Origin of the sequence: Nocardia jiangxiensis NBRC 101359, from assembly GCF_000308615.1 — a bacterium.
Taxonomy (GTDB): Bacteria; Actinomycetota; Actinomycetes; order Mycobacteriales; family Mycobacteriaceae; genus Nocardia; species Nocardia jiangxiensis.
The window spans coordinates 70,424-84,868 of sequence record NZ_BAGB01000164.1 but is presented as its reverse complement, the minus strand read 5'-3'; the positions used below and the strand labels follow the sequence as shown (position 1 = coordinate 84,868).

The 14,445-nt window shown below is 65.3% G+C and carries 16 protein-coding genes; 9 read left to right on the top strand and 7 right to left on the bottom strand.

Annotated features, from left to right (window positions below; genetic code table 11):
• Nucleotides 1–41: 41 nt before the first annotated feature.
• Entirely contained in the window at nucleotides 42–503 is a 462-nt protein-coding gene (locus ON40_RS39670; protein WP_083896278.1) for a nuclear transport factor 2 family protein, read from the bottom strand.
• 44 nt (nucleotides 504–547) lie between these two features.
• Nucleotides 548–1,399 (bottom strand): SDR family NAD(P)-dependent oxidoreductase, encoded by an 852-nt coding sequence (locus ON40_RS39665; RefSeq protein WP_051194303.1) that lies wholly within the window; start codon nucleotides 1,397–1,399, stop codon nucleotides 548–550.
• A 293-nt stretch (nucleotides 1,400–1,692) separates the two neighbouring features.
• Between ON40_RS39665 and ON40_RS39660 the strand changes: the two genes are divergently transcribed.
• A complete protein-coding gene (locus ON40_RS39660; protein WP_063713188.1) occupies nucleotides 1,693–2,154 on the top strand; it encodes a MarR family winged helix-turn-helix transcriptional regulator in 462 nt (153 codons plus the stop codon).
• A gap of 69 nt (nucleotides 2,155–2,223) precedes the next feature.
• Entirely contained in the window at nucleotides 2,224–3,249 is a 1,026-nt protein-coding gene (locus ON40_RS39655) for an isocitrate lyase/PEP mutase family protein (RefSeq protein ID WP_157186735.1), read from the top strand.
• A gap of 71 nt (nucleotides 3,250–3,320) precedes the next feature.
• Here ON40_RS39655 and ON40_RS39650 read toward each other — a convergent pair whose 3' ends face one another.
• The 5 genes from ON40_RS39650 to ON40_RS48865 all read right to left on the bottom strand — a co-directional run bounded on the left by ON40_RS39650 (nucleotide 3,321) and on the right by ON40_RS48865 (nucleotide 7,691).
• Nucleotides 3,321–4,580, bottom strand: a complete 1,260-nt coding sequence (locus ON40_RS39650) for a cytochrome P450 (RefSeq protein WP_157186734.1) — start codon at nucleotides 4,578–4,580, stop codon at nucleotides 3,321–3,323.
• A 5-nt stretch (nucleotides 4,581–4,585) separates the two neighbouring features.
• Nucleotides 4,586–5,413, bottom strand: coding sequence for a TauD/TfdA dioxygenase family protein (locus tag ON40_RS39645; RefSeq protein ID WP_040830617.1), 828 nt, complete (start codon nucleotides 5,411–5,413; stop codon nucleotides 4,586–4,588).
• 354 nt (nucleotides 5,414–5,767) lie between these two features.
• Complete coding sequence (locus tag ON40_RS39640; protein WP_040830615.1) at nucleotides 5,768–6,535, bottom strand: enoyl-CoA hydratase/isomerase family protein; 768 nt, start codon at nucleotides 6,533–6,535, stop codon at nucleotides 5,768–5,770.
• A gap of 206 nt (nucleotides 6,536–6,741) precedes the next feature.
• Nucleotides 6,742–7,212, bottom strand: coding sequence for a VOC family protein (locus ON40_RS54105; RefSeq protein WP_040830614.1), 471 nt, complete (start codon nucleotides 7,210–7,212; stop codon nucleotides 6,742–6,744).
• Nucleotides 7,209–7,691: a VOC family protein gene (locus ON40_RS48865; protein WP_083896273.1), complete on the bottom strand. Its 483-nt coding sequence runs from the start codon at nucleotides 7,689–7,691 to the stop codon at nucleotides 7,209–7,211. The genes ON40_RS54105 and ON40_RS48865 overlap by 4 nt, the downstream gene beginning before the upstream one ends.
• A gap of 170 nt (nucleotides 7,692–7,861) precedes the next feature.
• Between ON40_RS48865 and ON40_RS39625 the strand changes: the two genes are divergently transcribed.
• The 7 genes from ON40_RS39625 (at nucleotide 7,862) to ON40_RS48860 (ending at nucleotide 14,159) form a co-directional block, all read left to right on the top strand.
• The gene (locus ON40_RS39625) at nucleotides 7,862–8,215 is read left to right on the top strand and encodes a RidA family protein (RefSeq protein ID WP_169541987.1); all 354 of its coding nucleotides are present in this window, start codon (nucleotides 7,862–7,864) and stop codon (nucleotides 8,213–8,215) included.
• Nucleotides 8,216–8,218: 3 nt separating this feature from the next.
• Complete coding sequence (locus ON40_RS39620; RefSeq protein ID WP_063713184.1) at nucleotides 8,219–8,989, top strand: SDR family NAD(P)-dependent oxidoreductase; 771 nt, start codon at nucleotides 8,219–8,221, stop codon at nucleotides 8,987–8,989.
• Between the two features lie 144 nt (nucleotides 8,990–9,133).
• Nucleotides 9,134–10,282, top strand: coding sequence for an acyl-CoA dehydrogenase family protein (locus ON40_RS39615; protein WP_040830611.1), 1,149 nt, complete (start codon nucleotides 9,134–9,136; stop codon nucleotides 10,280–10,282).
• Between the two features lie 100 nt (nucleotides 10,283–10,382).
• Nucleotides 10,383–10,685 carry a Dabb family protein gene (locus ON40_RS39610; protein WP_281033109.1) on the top strand — a complete coding sequence of 101 codons (303 nt, stop codon included), beginning with the start codon at nucleotides 10,383–10,385 and terminating at the stop codon, nucleotides 10,683–10,685.
• The gene (locus ON40_RS39605; protein ID WP_051194296.1) at nucleotides 10,682–12,139 is read left to right on the top strand and encodes an aldehyde dehydrogenase family protein; all 1,458 of its coding nucleotides are present in this window, start codon (nucleotides 10,682–10,684) and stop codon (nucleotides 12,137–12,139) included. The genes ON40_RS39610 and ON40_RS39605 overlap by 4 nt, the downstream gene beginning before the upstream one ends.
• The gene (locus ON40_RS39600) at nucleotides 12,136–13,200 is read left to right on the top strand and encodes a zinc-dependent alcohol dehydrogenase (protein WP_083896272.1); all 1,065 of its coding nucleotides are present in this window, start codon (nucleotides 12,136–12,138) and stop codon (nucleotides 13,198–13,200) included. Before ON40_RS39605 ends, ON40_RS39600 begins: the two co-directional genes overlap by 4 nt.
• A gap of 32 nt (nucleotides 13,201–13,232) precedes the next feature.
• Nucleotides 13,233–14,159 (top strand): NAD(P)-dependent oxidoreductase, encoded by a 927-nt coding sequence (locus tag ON40_RS48860; protein ID WP_083896271.1) that lies wholly within the window; start codon nucleotides 13,233–13,235, stop codon nucleotides 14,157–14,159.
• Nucleotides 14,160–14,445: the final 286 nt, after the last annotated feature.

Genomic DNA, 14,445 nt, shown 5'->3' with positions numbered 1-14,445 from the left:
AACGATGAAAAGGTCTGCGATGGGGACAGCGCGGCGGGTGCTCAGAACTCGAATGCGGATCCGGCGCCGGCTTGGGGTTTGTCCAGCCGATTTCCGAACAGCTGCTCCAACATGGCGGTGTCGGCGAATTCCCAGAACTTCTGGATCTGGCCGTCCCGGATCTCGAAGAGCTGGGCGTAGGTGGGCACGTAGTCGAGAGTGTCGTCTGCCGCACGGGCACGGACCTCGCTCATCGCGCACACACGTGGCGGATCCACCGCGAAGATCGTGTAGCGCGCCGGGGCCTGGACAGTCGCGGGGTCGAGCCGGCCGAATACCGCCTGACCCCACTCACCGATCCGGGCGCGTCCGCGGTAGGTGCCGCAGATTTCGAGCTGGCCGGCCAGGGAGACGACTGCCTCCTCAGCGAACAGGCTATAGACGGTTTCCAGGTCACCGGCGGCCATTGCCTGGTAGAAGCGCTCCACCACTGCTCGGCAAGCATTGGTTTCGGGTGTGCTCATGGCACGTTCCTCCTCGTTGAGGTGAGATTGGTTTACGGGTGGCGTCAGGCTTTCCTGCGCCGCAGCTGATAAAGGTCCGCAGCGGCGATGTCACCGGCGCGGGCGGCGAGCGCGGGGAGATCGTCTTCCGCGTCGATCCAGCGGCCGGACAACGCGTCGCCATCGCCCTCGGCCAGCCAGAGCGTCGCGGCTACGGCGCGGTCCGGTGATTGTGGCCGCAGTCTGGCGATGTCGCCCGGAATCCACCGGCGGATCTCCTCGGACTCGGCGAATGCGGCAAGCATGTCGGTCTGGACGTTGCCGGGTCGCAGAGCGAACACGGCGATACCGTCTTCGCGAACTTCCTCTGCCAAGCAGTCGACGAGACGGACGACCGCGGCTTTCGAGCAGGAGTAAGCGCTGTTATACGGGCTGGGTCGACCGGCTGTACCCGATACCATGGCTATGATTCGACCCATTCCACGCTCGGTCATGGACGGCAAGACCGCCGCCGCGCAGTGCGCCACACCGAGAACGTTCACGCTGACGTCCGACCACCAAGCAGCAGGGCTCGAGTCCCGCAATGGGCCGTGAACGCTCGACCGCCCGGCGTTCGCGACGAGGACATCGATAGGGCCGAAGCGCTCGCTCGCCGCGGTGACGGCGGCGTGTACCGCGGCCTCGTCCGTGACATCCGCCTGGAATCCGGCCACGTCAGCCCCGCTGTTGTGCAGATCGGCCTCGGCGTTTCGGACGCCGTCGGAAGTTGTGCCCACGAAAGACACTCGTGCACCGCGGGCGAGGGCCGCAGCAGTGATCGCGAGGCCGATGCCGCGAGTTCCGCCGGTGACGAACAGATGCTTTCCCGCGAGCCGCGCGCTCTGCTCGACTGCCGCGCTGCCGTGTTCCGGACGCATGCGACTCCTTCGACTAGAGATGTGATTCTGCTTACTATGATTACCTTTATCGTCTGCAGAAGCAACCCCTCGCCGGCTGCCGGAGATCGGATGGGCACCCGGCGATCGGCGTCGGACAGCACGGTGCCACGAAGTTCGTCTGGCTGATGTGCTCGGCCCCGTGTGCGGGCAGATGGTGGTGCAGCGCGGCGACCGCGATCTCCGAGGTGAGCAGTCGGCCGCGCGGATCGGGTTGCGCCGGAGGATGGGTTCCGACGCGAAGATGTCTCGGGTTGGGCGGTAGTTTGACACGCATGGGTGTCGAGAAAGAGGATCCCGCAGCGCTGGCGGCCGAGCTCGCGCTGGCCGTGACGCGGCTACGGGCGCGGATTCGTACCGAGGTGGCTGCCAAGACCGGGCATTGGGCCGGTCGCTGGACCTGGGCGCAGATGGCGACCTTGACTCGGATCATCGACAACGGCCCCATAACGGCGAGTGAGCTTGCCAAGGCGGAGAACATGCGACAGCAGTCCATGTCCGAGCTGCTGGCCAATCTTCGCGAAGACGGCCTGATCCGCAGTGAGAAAGACCCGGCAGACGGCCGCAAGTCCCTCCTGGAGGCGACCTCGGAAGGGAGGGCGGTTGCAGCCCGTTTGACGGCCACCCGGAAAGACTGGCTGGAATCGGCACTCCGTGAAGATGCGACGGCGGCGGAGCGCAAGACGGTTCAAGCGGCGGTGCAGATCATCAACCGGCTGGTCGATTCGAGGAAGTGATGGCCTGACCGCGGCGGGTGACTCGGGCCGTTGTGGCGCCGGCTGCGGAGATTGTCAACAGGCTGCCTGTTGACATTCCCGATGTGGGATTTTACCGTCGGGGCGAATGGTATCCGGCTGTCTGAGCCTGCCGACCCGGTCTCCGGTGCGGCACGCGGATCCGCGCTTGACCGTTCTCCTCCTCTGACCGGAAGGTCCCTCATGTCTGTCGATGCAGCTTCCGACGCCTACGCTTCACCCGGCAGCCGGTTTCGCCACCTGCTCACGAATTCCGAACCGGTCGTGTTTCCGTTGGTGCTCGACCCATTGAGTGCCTTGTTCGCGGAGCGAGCGGGTTTCCGGGCGCTCTACCTCGGCGGCGCGACGCTCGGCTACGTCAAAGCGACGACCGAGGCGCAGTTGTCACTGACGCGGATCGTCGACGTCGCGCTGGAGATCCGGGCTGCCACCGACCTACCGCTGATTCTCGACGGGCAGTGCGCGTGGGGCGATCCGATGCATGTCGAGCACACCGTTCGAATGTGCGAGGCGGCGGGCATCGCCGGCATCGAGATCGAGGACCAGCTGATGCCGAAGCGCGCGCACCACCACATCGGTGTAGAGCACCTCGTGCCGATGGAGCTGATGGTCGAGAAGATCAAGGTGGCGGTCGCTGCTCGGCGGGACTCCGGTTTCGTCGTGATCGCGCGGACGAACGCGTGTCGTTCGGAAGGGCTCGATGCGGCCGTCCGCCGGGCCGAGGCGTACCGAGATGCGGGCGCGGACATGTTGTTCGTCCTGGAGAAGACACCCGACCAGGTCCGGTCGATCGGGGAGCGGGTACCCGGGCCGCTGTTCTACCTGCTGCACGCGGGCCTCGGCTCTCTGCCGCTTCCGTTGGACGTCCTCGGGGAGCTCGGCTTTCGGGCGGTGGTCGATCCGCTGACCCCGTTCTACACGCGTCAGCACGCGATGCGGCTGAGCTACGAGAGTCTTGCGCGCGGATCGTCCGATCCGGGTGTCGCGGCCATGTTCCGGGAAGAGACCGAAATGATCCACGACGTGCTCCGGCTCGAACACCTGCTCGACATCGAGCGGCGTAGCGTCGAGCGCTGACGGCCCACATATGGTCCGGCCCGGTCTGCACCCTGATGTGGGTGGGGACCGGGCCATTCTGTCGACCGGGGTCAGCTGCTCGTGTTCTCCGCCGGCAGGGTGACGTCATACCGAGAGAATCGGCGACCACCCTCGACGCCGATGAGTTCGTGTACACCGCCGGGGTCTTTCCGGATTCCGCTCCGCAGCATGAACCGCAGAAGCTTGGTCTGGATGCCCTGGGCCTCCTCGCCGCCCTGCTCCCACAGCAACATCGGGCGGCCCAGACACGAATGCGGTCCGATGCCGAACCCGACTCCGAAGGTTGCGACCTTCGGGTCGAGTGGAGCGCGATACGGGTCGAAGCTGTCCGAGTCCGCACCGAACACGGCGGGATCCCGGTTTGCTGCGCCGACCCAGCTCGCGACCCAGGAGCCAGCGGGTACCGCTCGGCCCGTCGACTCGAGGACGGTGTCGGCGGTGGCGATCCGGACGAGATACGGGCGCGAGGATCGGTGAAGGCGGATGGATTCCTTCACCGCGAGGTTCAGGAACTCCCGCTCGCTTGTGTGCGCGTGGCCCTCGGGATGTGCCTCCAGCCAGTCGAGGAGATCATCGAGCGACCAGGCGGCCTGGGACACGGGGTTGTTCACCGATGCGGCCAAAAGGGCGACGGCTTCGCGGAAGATGGGCTCGAGGTCCGTATCCCCATCACCGGCGTCGGCCAGCATGCTCATGAGCAGATCGGCGGGAAGATCCTCGGTCGAGCCTCCGCTCTCTGCCGCCTGTCGTAACAGTGCCCGGCGTCGTTCGATGCTGGGGAGGAACATCTCGCGGCGGATCTGCTCGCGGGCCTCTCGTCCGCGCAGGACGATCGCGTCACGTTCCGCCTCCGGCGCATATTCGACCACCAGCGTGTTCAGTACCGGCGCGGCCAGCTCGAGAAACCAGGACACCTTTTCGTCACTGTCGATGCCATCGATTCCGACGAACGCCGCAGTCACACGCCAGACGATCCGTCGGCAGAAGTCGATGAGGTCGAAGTGGTGTGCGCCGTCGACCGGGGGCACTGTCTCGCGGATGCGGCGTAGGTTGTCGTCGAACACCTCGTCCAGCAGATGCCCCTCGGCACCCCACGGCTGAGATGGTGTCAGCATCTTCATGAGCGCGCGCCGGCGTTCGAGATGCGGACGTCCGTCGATGGAGATGAGGGTGTCGTGCACGAACTCGTCGGATTCGGCTTTAGTTCCCTCGAGGACGAACTCCCTGCCGCGGTGCAGGACCTCGGTCACTTCGCGGTAATCGGTGAGATTTATGAATGATTCGGGATGCCAGGTTGTGCTACGAGTCATCGCGCTCACCAGCTCAGCGTGTCCAGTACCAGGCGGCGCAGATGCCGGGGGTTGGAGTCGATCGCGCCGGAGCGGGCGTGCTGGACGCCGTAGTTGTCCCACACGACGAGATCGCCGTTGCGGTAGTGGTGGGAATAGACGTTGCCCTCGTCGTACAGGACGGCGAACACCTGCTGGAGGATGTCTTCCCCTTCGGTCGAAGTGGGCCCGAACTCGAGGATGTGACTGGTGTAGAACTCGCTCACGAAGATTGCCTTCTGGCCGCTGTACGGCAGCGTCACCACCATCGGGTGGACCGCGTGCCGGACGTCGTCGAGAGTGCGGCCGGCCGGGAAGTCGGCTTGGCGGACGCGGTTGGACTCCTGCTCCGGGTCGTCGTAGTCGAGGATGTGCACGGCACTGAGCTGGTCTATCTTCTTCCGCAGGTTCTCTGGAAGCAGCTCGTAAGCTCGGACGCCGTTGGCAAAGCTGGTGGGCGGCGACGTCGGGGAGACGTCGATGGCGTAGAGGGAGGTTCCCGCGCGGGGACGGGAGCGGAACGCCCCGTCGTTGTGGAACAGCAGCCGTCCTGAGCCGGACATCGCGGCGTTCTCGACGTGCTGATTGGTCATGAACTGGTGGTACACGCCGTTGTCGAACGCCAGCAGCGGCCCGAGATGCTGGACGAATCTGTCCTGGTCCTCGCCCTCGATGTCCTGCTCGCGCACGACGATCAGGTGATGGGCGAGGAATGCGTCACGGAGCTGGGCGATCTCGTCGTCGGACAGTGGCTTGGCCAGATCGACCCCGCGTAGTTCCGCGCCTACCGGGGCATCGAGTGGGATGACGTCCATGTCAGTTCTCCTTGAAGGTGATCAGGTTTTTAACGGTAGGCGCTGCGGTTCCCGGAAGTCAACAGGTAGCCTGTGTTTTTCTCGTGGCTCGTCGATCGTTCGGGCCGGATCGAGCTGCGGAGCCTCGCGTGAACAGGCATACTGCTGTCGATTGTCGCGGTCTGTCCGGTGGTGTCCCCGGAGGCTGCCACTGGTCGAGGTCATGCTGCCGGTCGGTGGCGCCGTGTCTGCTGCCGGTTCGGTCCAGTCTCTCAATCTGAGAATGGGCGGTAAATATAACTATAATAATGATTGTTTCAGAAGGTGATGATCGGCCGGGGTTATTCGGGCGAGCGTCTCGGCTCCCGACCTGTGCTACTGCCCGGACCAGTGCGGAGGTCGCCGTTCAGCAAAAGCTCGCACGCCTTCCAGCCGGTCTTGCGACGTATACGGGTCGGGGCCTGCACCGAGCGTGACGGCACTCATCAGTGGCAGAGCCATACCCTTCGTCATCGTGGCTTTCATTCGCCTGAGGCTGAGCGGCGCGTTCCGGGCGATCGTGTCTGCGAGGTCGAGCGTGGTCGCGGCGAGCTCCTCGCGTGGCACGACACGCTGTACAAGCCCCCATTGGACGAGGTCATCGACAGGACGCAAAGCGCCGGTGAACAACAACTCGGCTGCAATCCCATGAGGTACCCTGCGCGGCAGCTGTGCGGAAGCGAACGAGGCGGCGAGTCCGAGTCTCGCTTCGGGTAGCCCCACGCTGATGCCCCGGACGGCGATAGTCAGGTCGCAGGCGAGAAGCAGCTCGAAACCTCCGCCTACCGCATGACCGTTAACGGACGCGATCGTCGGCTTCGACAGCTCCACGAGCGCTTGCCATACGCTCCGATGGGGTTGCGCGTACGGGCCGCGCCAGCCTGTGTCGCCGAGCCGGTCCAGTTCCTTGACGTCGACGCCGGAACAAAACGCCTGCTCACCCTGGCCGGTAACGACGACGACCGAGACGGCTGGGTCCGCGTCGGCCGACAGAAGTGCGGCTACGAGTTGTTCTTGCAGCGAGACGGACAGTGCGTTTCGCACGTGGGGGCGATTGAGGGTCAGGCGGCGCACTCCACCCGCGTCGTCGATCAGCAAGTCCACTGAGCGGTCCTCGTCTGTACGGGGTCGTCGGCCGCCTGCGGGGTGCGACGGCGCAGACTGGGTGAGTTGGTAACCCGGGGAAGCGTGAACAGTTGGTGGCCCCACGGTTGGGGCGCTCGATTCAGGATCGAGCTCCTCCGCGGCTCCGGAACATGCGTGGGCGGCGCAGGGATTTCGTCCCGACGCCAACGCATGCTCCGTGACTGTCAGAGGAACTGGTCGGGCTGTCGGACCCCGGTAGGCCCGCCGGGATAGTACTTCTGCAGCCCGGGACGCTGAATCGTCGAGTTGCAGCCCTCCAGGAAGATCCCCAGTGAGCTCGAGAAGAAGGCTGCCCGTGAATCGGAAGTGGTCAGCCCGCCGCTGCAGGACCAACCGCATTGTGCGAGCCGCTCCCGCTCCTGGTTCAGATCGCCGGTCCAGTAGCCCATGTGGTGGAAGATGGTGCCCTGTGCCGGCTCGTTCGGTGTTCCCGGGACGCGCTCGAACAGCTCGAGGGCACACGGGCCTGCGGTCGCGAATGTCAGACGGGTCGTGAGGCGAAATGGGGTGCCATCCGCGTACGCGCTCTCGGCGGAGAAATTCTTGATGGGCAGCCAGTCGAGATTCAGTGCGGTGCCGAACTTCTCCATGGCTTCTTCGAGGTCATCGACAGCGAACGCAACGTGCCAGATCATCGGGACGCCTCCTGAGGGTAGAAGTGCTCGAGTCCGGGTCGGCGAACGAGCGCGTTCGTCGATTCCAGGAGGATGTCGTACGGCCCCTGGGTGAGCATGATGCGCCGCAGGTTCGAGTCGTCCATCCGGAAGGCGACGCACGGCATGGCCAGACCATCGAGTCGACGTTCCTCCTCGACGAGGTCCTCCGCCCAGTACCCGAGGTGGTGGAATGCGGAATTTCCACGTCGGACATTGGGGGTGCCGGGAGTGGGCTCGATCAACTCGATGGACAGCGGCAGGTCGAGTGAGAACACGACTCGCGTGTCGATCGCATACTGCTCGCCGTGCGGGCCCTCGAGGGGCTGTCCGTTGACCCGGTGGATGTCGGCCCACCGCAGCCCGAGGGCGGCGCCCAGTTCATCCATCGCGTCCTCGAGCTGGTCCACGATGAAGCCCACATGCCAGATCTGGCGGGGTGAACCTGGATCTATAGTCATATTATGTATAGTAAATTGGATTGGCGGCTTAGTCCAGCCGCGCTGTCGGTTAGCCACAGCGTGCTCCGCGGTGACGGTGCGTTGGGTCCGGGCGTCGTCGAAGGTGAGAGGTAGCCGTGGAGCTGGAACGACTTCATCTCTTCGGTGACAGCGTCGCCCTGTCGTGGGCGGTGCGGGTCGGCGACACGATCCACGTGGCCGGCATGGTCGGGATGGACGTCGATTTCGACGCTCCGGTACTGGAGGGCATCACGTTCCCTCGGGGGATCGAGTCCCAGATGCGGCAGGCATACGCGAACATCGCCTGGATTCTCGCGAAGTTCGACGCATCGATCACGGATATTGCCCAGCAGACGCTGTTCTTCGTCGGCGACGGCGCTGAGGTGGCGGCAGCGAACAAGGCGGTACGACGCGAGATCTTCGGTGACAAGACGCCGGCGAGCGCCATGGTCGGCGTGCACAACCTGTTCGATCCGCGCTGTCTCGTCGAGATCCAGGCGATTGCCTACCGAACCGTGAGGTGATTCATGTCCCTGTCGTGGGATCCCCGTCCGCTGTTCGATATCTCGGACCGTCGGGTCGTAGTGACCGGGGGAACGCGTGGCCTCGGTGCCGTGATCGCTCGGGGCCTGGCGGCGTGTGGGGCGCGCGTAGCTGTCGTGGGGCGCTCCTGTGCTGACGGCTGTGCCGTGGTGAGCGAAATCGAAGCTGCTGGTGGCGAGGGTTTGGCTGTCAGCGCCAGCCTTGCCGATCCTGTTGGGCCGAGTGACCTCGTTGCGGAGGTTGTGCAGGCTTTCGGTGGTATCGATGTTCTGGTCAACAACGCCGGTGTCGCCGAGAGGGTGGCGGCGGACGAGGTCGACCGCGATGCCTATCGGCGGGTGCACGGCCTGAATGCGGAAGCGGCGTTGTTCCTGTGTCAGGCCGCGTTCCCGTATCTGTCCGAGGCTCGTGGCAGCGTGGTGAACGTGTTGACCACCGGGCTGTGGACGGGTGGGGCTGGATCGGTTCTGTATCGATCGTCGAAGGCTGCCTTGTGGGGCACGACGATGGTGTTGGCACGTGAGTGGGCACCCCATGGGGTACGTGTCAACGCGGTGGCGCCCGGCGCGTTCGCCGCGGGGATGGGGGAGCGGATGACACGCGAACGATCCCTGAAGCACATTGCGGATACCCCGATGGGGAGACTCGGCGACCCGTCCGAGCTGGTTCCGGCCGTTCTCTACCTGGTCAGTGACGCTGCGTCCTTTGTTACTGGAACGGTCCTGCGAGTGGACGGCGGGGCGGTGTCGCAGTGAACGGGCGGGTGGGCCTCCACCGGTAGCCGTCTCTTGCCGACTCGATTAAAAGATGGTTAATATAGTCATAGTCAAGTGCGCGACGCGGAAGCTGATCCGGTCAGCTCGCAGATCGGATGTCCGCACGCATCAAGAGGAGCCCCTATGACTTCGCCAGTCGGCGCCCAAGAAGCCGCTCAACTGGTCACTTTGGTCCGAGACTTCGCTCGCCGGGTGGTGGCACCGCGGGTGGCTGCCTATGACGCGGAGGAAAAGCTGCCGAAGGACATCCTCGAGCAGATGGCGGACCTCGGTCTGTTCGGCGGTACCGTGCCGGTCGAGTTGGGTGGTGCCGGACTGGACCATGCGACGTACGCGGCAATCATCGAAGCTATGTCGACCGTGGACCACTGCCTCGGCGTCCTGATGAGCATGCCCTCGGCGTTGGTGGGTTCGGGACTTCTCGAGTACGGCACCGACGAGCAGAAGAAGCGGTGGTTGACGCCACTTGTGGCCGGTGAGATCTTCGGCTGTGCCGGGGTGACAGAACCGCAGTCCGGCAGCAACGTCGCCGCGATGGAGACGACATACCGGCGTGACGGTGAGGGATTCGTGATCACCGGCGCGAAGACCTGGATCACGAATATCGACATCGCCGGGTTCATTGTGACCTTCGCGAGCAGGGACCGTGCTGCCGGGCGGGCCGGAGTGAGCGCGTTCATCATTCCGATGGACACGCCGGGCTTGTCCGTCTCGCCGTTCAAGAACAAGCTGGGCTTCCGCCCGCTGTGCAGCGGTGAGGTCGTGCTGGACGGAGTCCGGGTCGGGCCCGAGGCGTTGCTGGGAGTGGAAGGCAATGGCTACCAGATCGCGATGGGCGCGGTCGAGCGTGGCCGGCTGTCCGTCGCCTCCCGCGCGGTCGGGCTGGCGCAGGGTTGTCTCGACGACTCGATCGCCTATGCGAACGAACGGGTCATCGCCGGCACCAGCATTGCTTCGCATCAAATGGTCCAGGCCAAGCTCGCGCAGATGGCGACCGAGATCACGGCAGCGAGACTGCTCGTCGAGCGTTGCGCGCGCGAGATGGACAACGGTGGCCGGGCCAGGATGGAGGCGAGCATGGCGAAGATGTACGCCAGCGATGTCGCCCAGCGCGCCGCGACCGAGGCTGTGCAGATCCATGGTGCCTACGGCGTCTCGCCCGAGTTTCGGGTCGGCCGCGCATACCGAGACGCCAAGGTATTCCAGCTGGTCGAAGGAACCAACGAGATCCACCGGGGGCTCATCGCGCGGCACCTGATCAAGAACGGCTGATGCCGACCATTGCACCACCCCGCTCACAGCGAGGTCCACTTGAAGTTCGTCCGCGAGAGCTCCGCTGCGATCGCGGCACAATTGTGAATTCGAGGTGAACATGTTCCGCCACATTGTCGTGATGAAATTCAAGCGACCGCTGACCACCGCGGAGGCTGCCCGAGTCCGGAGGTCCCTCGACGATCTGGGAGTGCAGTCTCCCGACGTCCGCGGTTTCTCCCACGGTCCCGATCTGGGCGTGCGCCCGGGCGGCTACGACTGGGGGCTGGTCGCAGATTTCGACGACTCCGAGGGGTGGCGCGCCTACAGTGCGCACCCCGCACACGACGTGGTCCGAGATGTGATGCGTGATCTGGTGGAAGCGCAAAGCGTTGTGCAGTTCGACGTGCAGGCTCGTTCATGACCGGGGTCGAGCACGCCGGCGACCAGTTCATCGCCGGTCAATGGGTAGGCTCCACCTCACCCGACAGGCTGCCAGTGACGAATCCTTCGACGGGCGCATTGATCGATGCCGTGTGCAAGGGGTCCGCGGAGGACGCCGACGCCGCGGTTGCGGCCGCTCGCGCCGCACTCGCCGAGTGGTCCGGGTTTCCGGTTCTCGAACGGATCGAGGTCCTGCGGCGAACAGCGACGATCCTCGAGGAAAAGGTCGAGGATCTGGCGAGCCGCATCACGGACGAGGTGGGCACCCCCTTGTCCTTGTCACGTGACGTTCAGGTTCGTAGGCCGATTCAGGTGCTACGAGCGTTGTGTGACGCAGGCATCCGGATGTCGTGGACCGAGCAGCTCGGGAACACACTCGTCACGCACGAGCCGCTCGGGGTCGTCGTCGCCATCACGCCGTGGAACTTTCCGCTGCATCAGACACTCGCGAAGGTCGGCGCCGCGCTGGTGGCGGGCTGCACGGTCGTGCTCAAGCCCTCGGAGGTGGCGCCGTTCAGCAGCTACGCCCTGGCCGACGCACTCGTCGAGGCAGGGTTGCCGGCAGGCGCGTTCAATGTGGTCACCGGTACCGGCCAGATTGTGGGGGAGCAGCTCGTCACCCACCCCGGGGTGGACGGCATTACGTTCACCGGATCGACTGCCGTCGGACGACACATCGCAGCCGCGGCGGCGGGCACGATCAAGAGAGTCGCACTCGAGCTCGGTGGTAAGGGCCCGTCGGTCGTCCTGCCTGGCGCCGATGTTGCTGCAGCGGCGAAGGCCACGGCGGCACGCTGCTTCACCAATTCCGGCCAGGTGTGTGCGGCGTTGAGCCGGCTCATCGTCCCGCGGGCCGAACTCGCCGAGGCGGAACAGGCGCTCCAGGAGTTCGTCGCCGCGCAGACGGTGGGCGATCCGCGGGATCCGGGGACCACGATGGGGCCTCTCGTGTCCAGCGCACACAAGGACCTGGTGCTGAGCTACCTGGAGCAAGGTGTCGCGGAAGGCGCCAGGGCGGTCGCCGGGGACCCGTACCGGGTCGACGACGGCAACTTCGTCGCGCCGGTCGTTTTTTCCGATGTCACGCCCGAAATGACCATCGCGCAAGAAGAGATCTTCGGGCCCGTGCTGAGCGTGCTCGCGTACGACGACGTCGACGAGGCCGTGGAGATCGCCAACAACAGCCAGTACGGCTTGGTCGGCGCGGTGTGGGGTCCGGATGACGACGGGGCCGCCGAGATCGCCAACCGTCTCCGAGTCGGGATGGTGGGTATCAACGGCGGCCGGATCAACGTCGACGCACCGTTCGGCGGGTACCGTCAATCGGGCGTCGGCCGAGAGTTCGGGACCTTCGGGATCATGGAGTTCCTGGAGACGAAATCGTTGAATTTCAGTGGATCCGAGGCGATCCGGCGTCCGGCGGGCTTGCCGTGAGGGCGCGTGTCGCTGTGCTGGCTGCGCCACACCGGATCGACATCCGGGAAGTCGCCCTGCCTGTCGTGGGCTCTGGTGATGGTCTGCTCGAGGTCGAGGTGAACGGACTCTGCGGGTCCGATCTCGAGTTCTTCGAGGGTGGGTTGCCGGGCTATCCGCTGCCCATGGCGCTCGGCCATGAGCCCGTCGGGCGAGTGGCTGCCCTCGGAGCCGAAGCAGCCGAGGCCTGGGGCGTCGAGGTCGGCGACCGCGTGGTCGTGAATTCCGCCATCCGATGCGGGACCTGTGCGCAATGCCAGGTGGGTGGGAACTGTCGCTTCCGGTCATACGGTGCGGTCTCGGCGGACGACCCGCCGGGGCTCTGGGGTGGCCTGGCGACTCACATGTACCTGGCGCCCGGCTCGACATTGATGAAGTTGGCCGCGAATGTGCCGACGGAGGTCGCAGCGTTCCATAACCCGCTTGCGAACGGTTTCGAGTGGGTCGGGCAGGCCGGGCGCGTCCGTGCGGGCGAGAAGGTTGCTGTGCTCGGTGCCGGGCCACGCGGCCTGGCATGTTGCCTGGTGGCCCGCATCATGGGCGCCGCCGAAGTGATCTGGGTCGGCCTCCCGCGAGATGAGCAACGCCTGGCGCTGTCCGGTCAGCTGGGCATCGATACGACTGTGACGATCACCAGCGGTGAGCCCGCGCAACTGCGTGCGGCGATCGGGTATCCGGTCGATGTCGTCGTGGACACAACGCCACGATCCGTATCGGCGGTTGCGCAGGCCATCGAGGCGCTGGCGCCGGGCGGCCGACTGGTCCTCGCCGGAATCAAGGGACACGACCAGCGGCTCGAGCTTGCCCCCGATGTCATCAGCATGCGGCGGTTGAGCCTGATCGGGCCGCTCAGCAAGAGCGAGACGTCGTTGCGTGCGGCGGTCGAGGCGATCAATGCCGGCTCGGTGGATCTGGCCAAAGTGCCGACCCGGGCATTCCCTCTCGAGCAGGTGGCGGAGGGGATCGCGCAGCTCGGAAAGCCGGCTGTCGATGGCCCGATCCACCTGCGAGTCGAGCCGTAGCCAGACCTGGCCCGGAGCAGAAAGGTTCAAGTATGAAAATCGGAGTTGTCGGCCTGGGCAACATGGGTGGGGAGATCGCGACTACCCTCCTGCGGGCCGGGCACGAGGTCACAGTATTCGATATCCGGCCCGAAGCAGTCGAACGGCTGGTCTCGGCTGGAGCCAAGGGAGCCGAGTCGATCGCCTCCCTCGCCGGGGACGTCGACGTGCTGAGCGTCGTGGTTCTCAACGAGGAACAGGTGCGTGGAGTGCGTGACGAGGTGGCCGCGGCGGGCCGGCCCGCCACGTTGGTGATCCACAGCACGGTCACGCCCGGATTCGTCCAGACGCTGGCTGAGGCGTCGAAAGCCGAGAAGATCGACATCGTGGATGCCACCGTTGCCGGTGGGGTGGCGCGTGCACGGACGGGGGACCTCACCGTCATGGTGGGCGGTGAGGACACCGTTGTGGAACGGCTGGCGCCGCTGTTCGACGCGATCGGGCGAGAAGTTTTCCACGTCGGCCCCGCAGGTGCCGGATCAGCGGTGAAACTGGCAGTCAACTATCTGACGATCGGCAGCTACGCCATTCAGATGGAAGCGATGGAGTTCGCCCGGTCGTTCGGGCTCACCGAGGACGCACTGACCGCGGTGCTCGTAACCAGCAATGCCGATTCTCGTGCCATCCGGACGTGGGGTTACCAGGATCGGATGCGGCGCAGCGCTGCGGCGGGGACTGCGTTGCCGCAAGTCGTGATGAAGAAGGATGTGACGTCCTTCGCCGTGGCTGGCGCGCAGAATGGCGTTCTGCTCCCGCTGGCGACGATGGCGGCGGAGACGCTTTTGAACAAGGTGGAGGTCCGGGATCGCTTCCTGGACGAGGTGGGAGCCGAGCTCCCGCCGCGGTGCTCGATCTGCAGCCTGGAGCTGGCGGCGCCGTACCGGGAGGTCGGTGTGCATCCGGAGTGCGCCCGGTCCTGACACCGAGGCGCACTCTCGCGCTTATCGGCCCGCACTGACCGGTTCCGAAGAGCATCCGAGACGAACGACGAGCGGAGTAGCCGCCGGCCTTGTGGTCGGCGACTACTCCGCTCTTTGTTGCGCGGCCAGGAGCACCCTGTCGGGCACGCGGGTGATGCGGTGAACGCAGACGCCTCTCTGAAGAGTGTCTTCGGTGACTCTAATCATGATATTGGAAGTATCCCGTTGTGGATGAGGGATTAATTGGCCTGTTCAAAGGCTATATGTGGCGTAATTCAACTCCTTC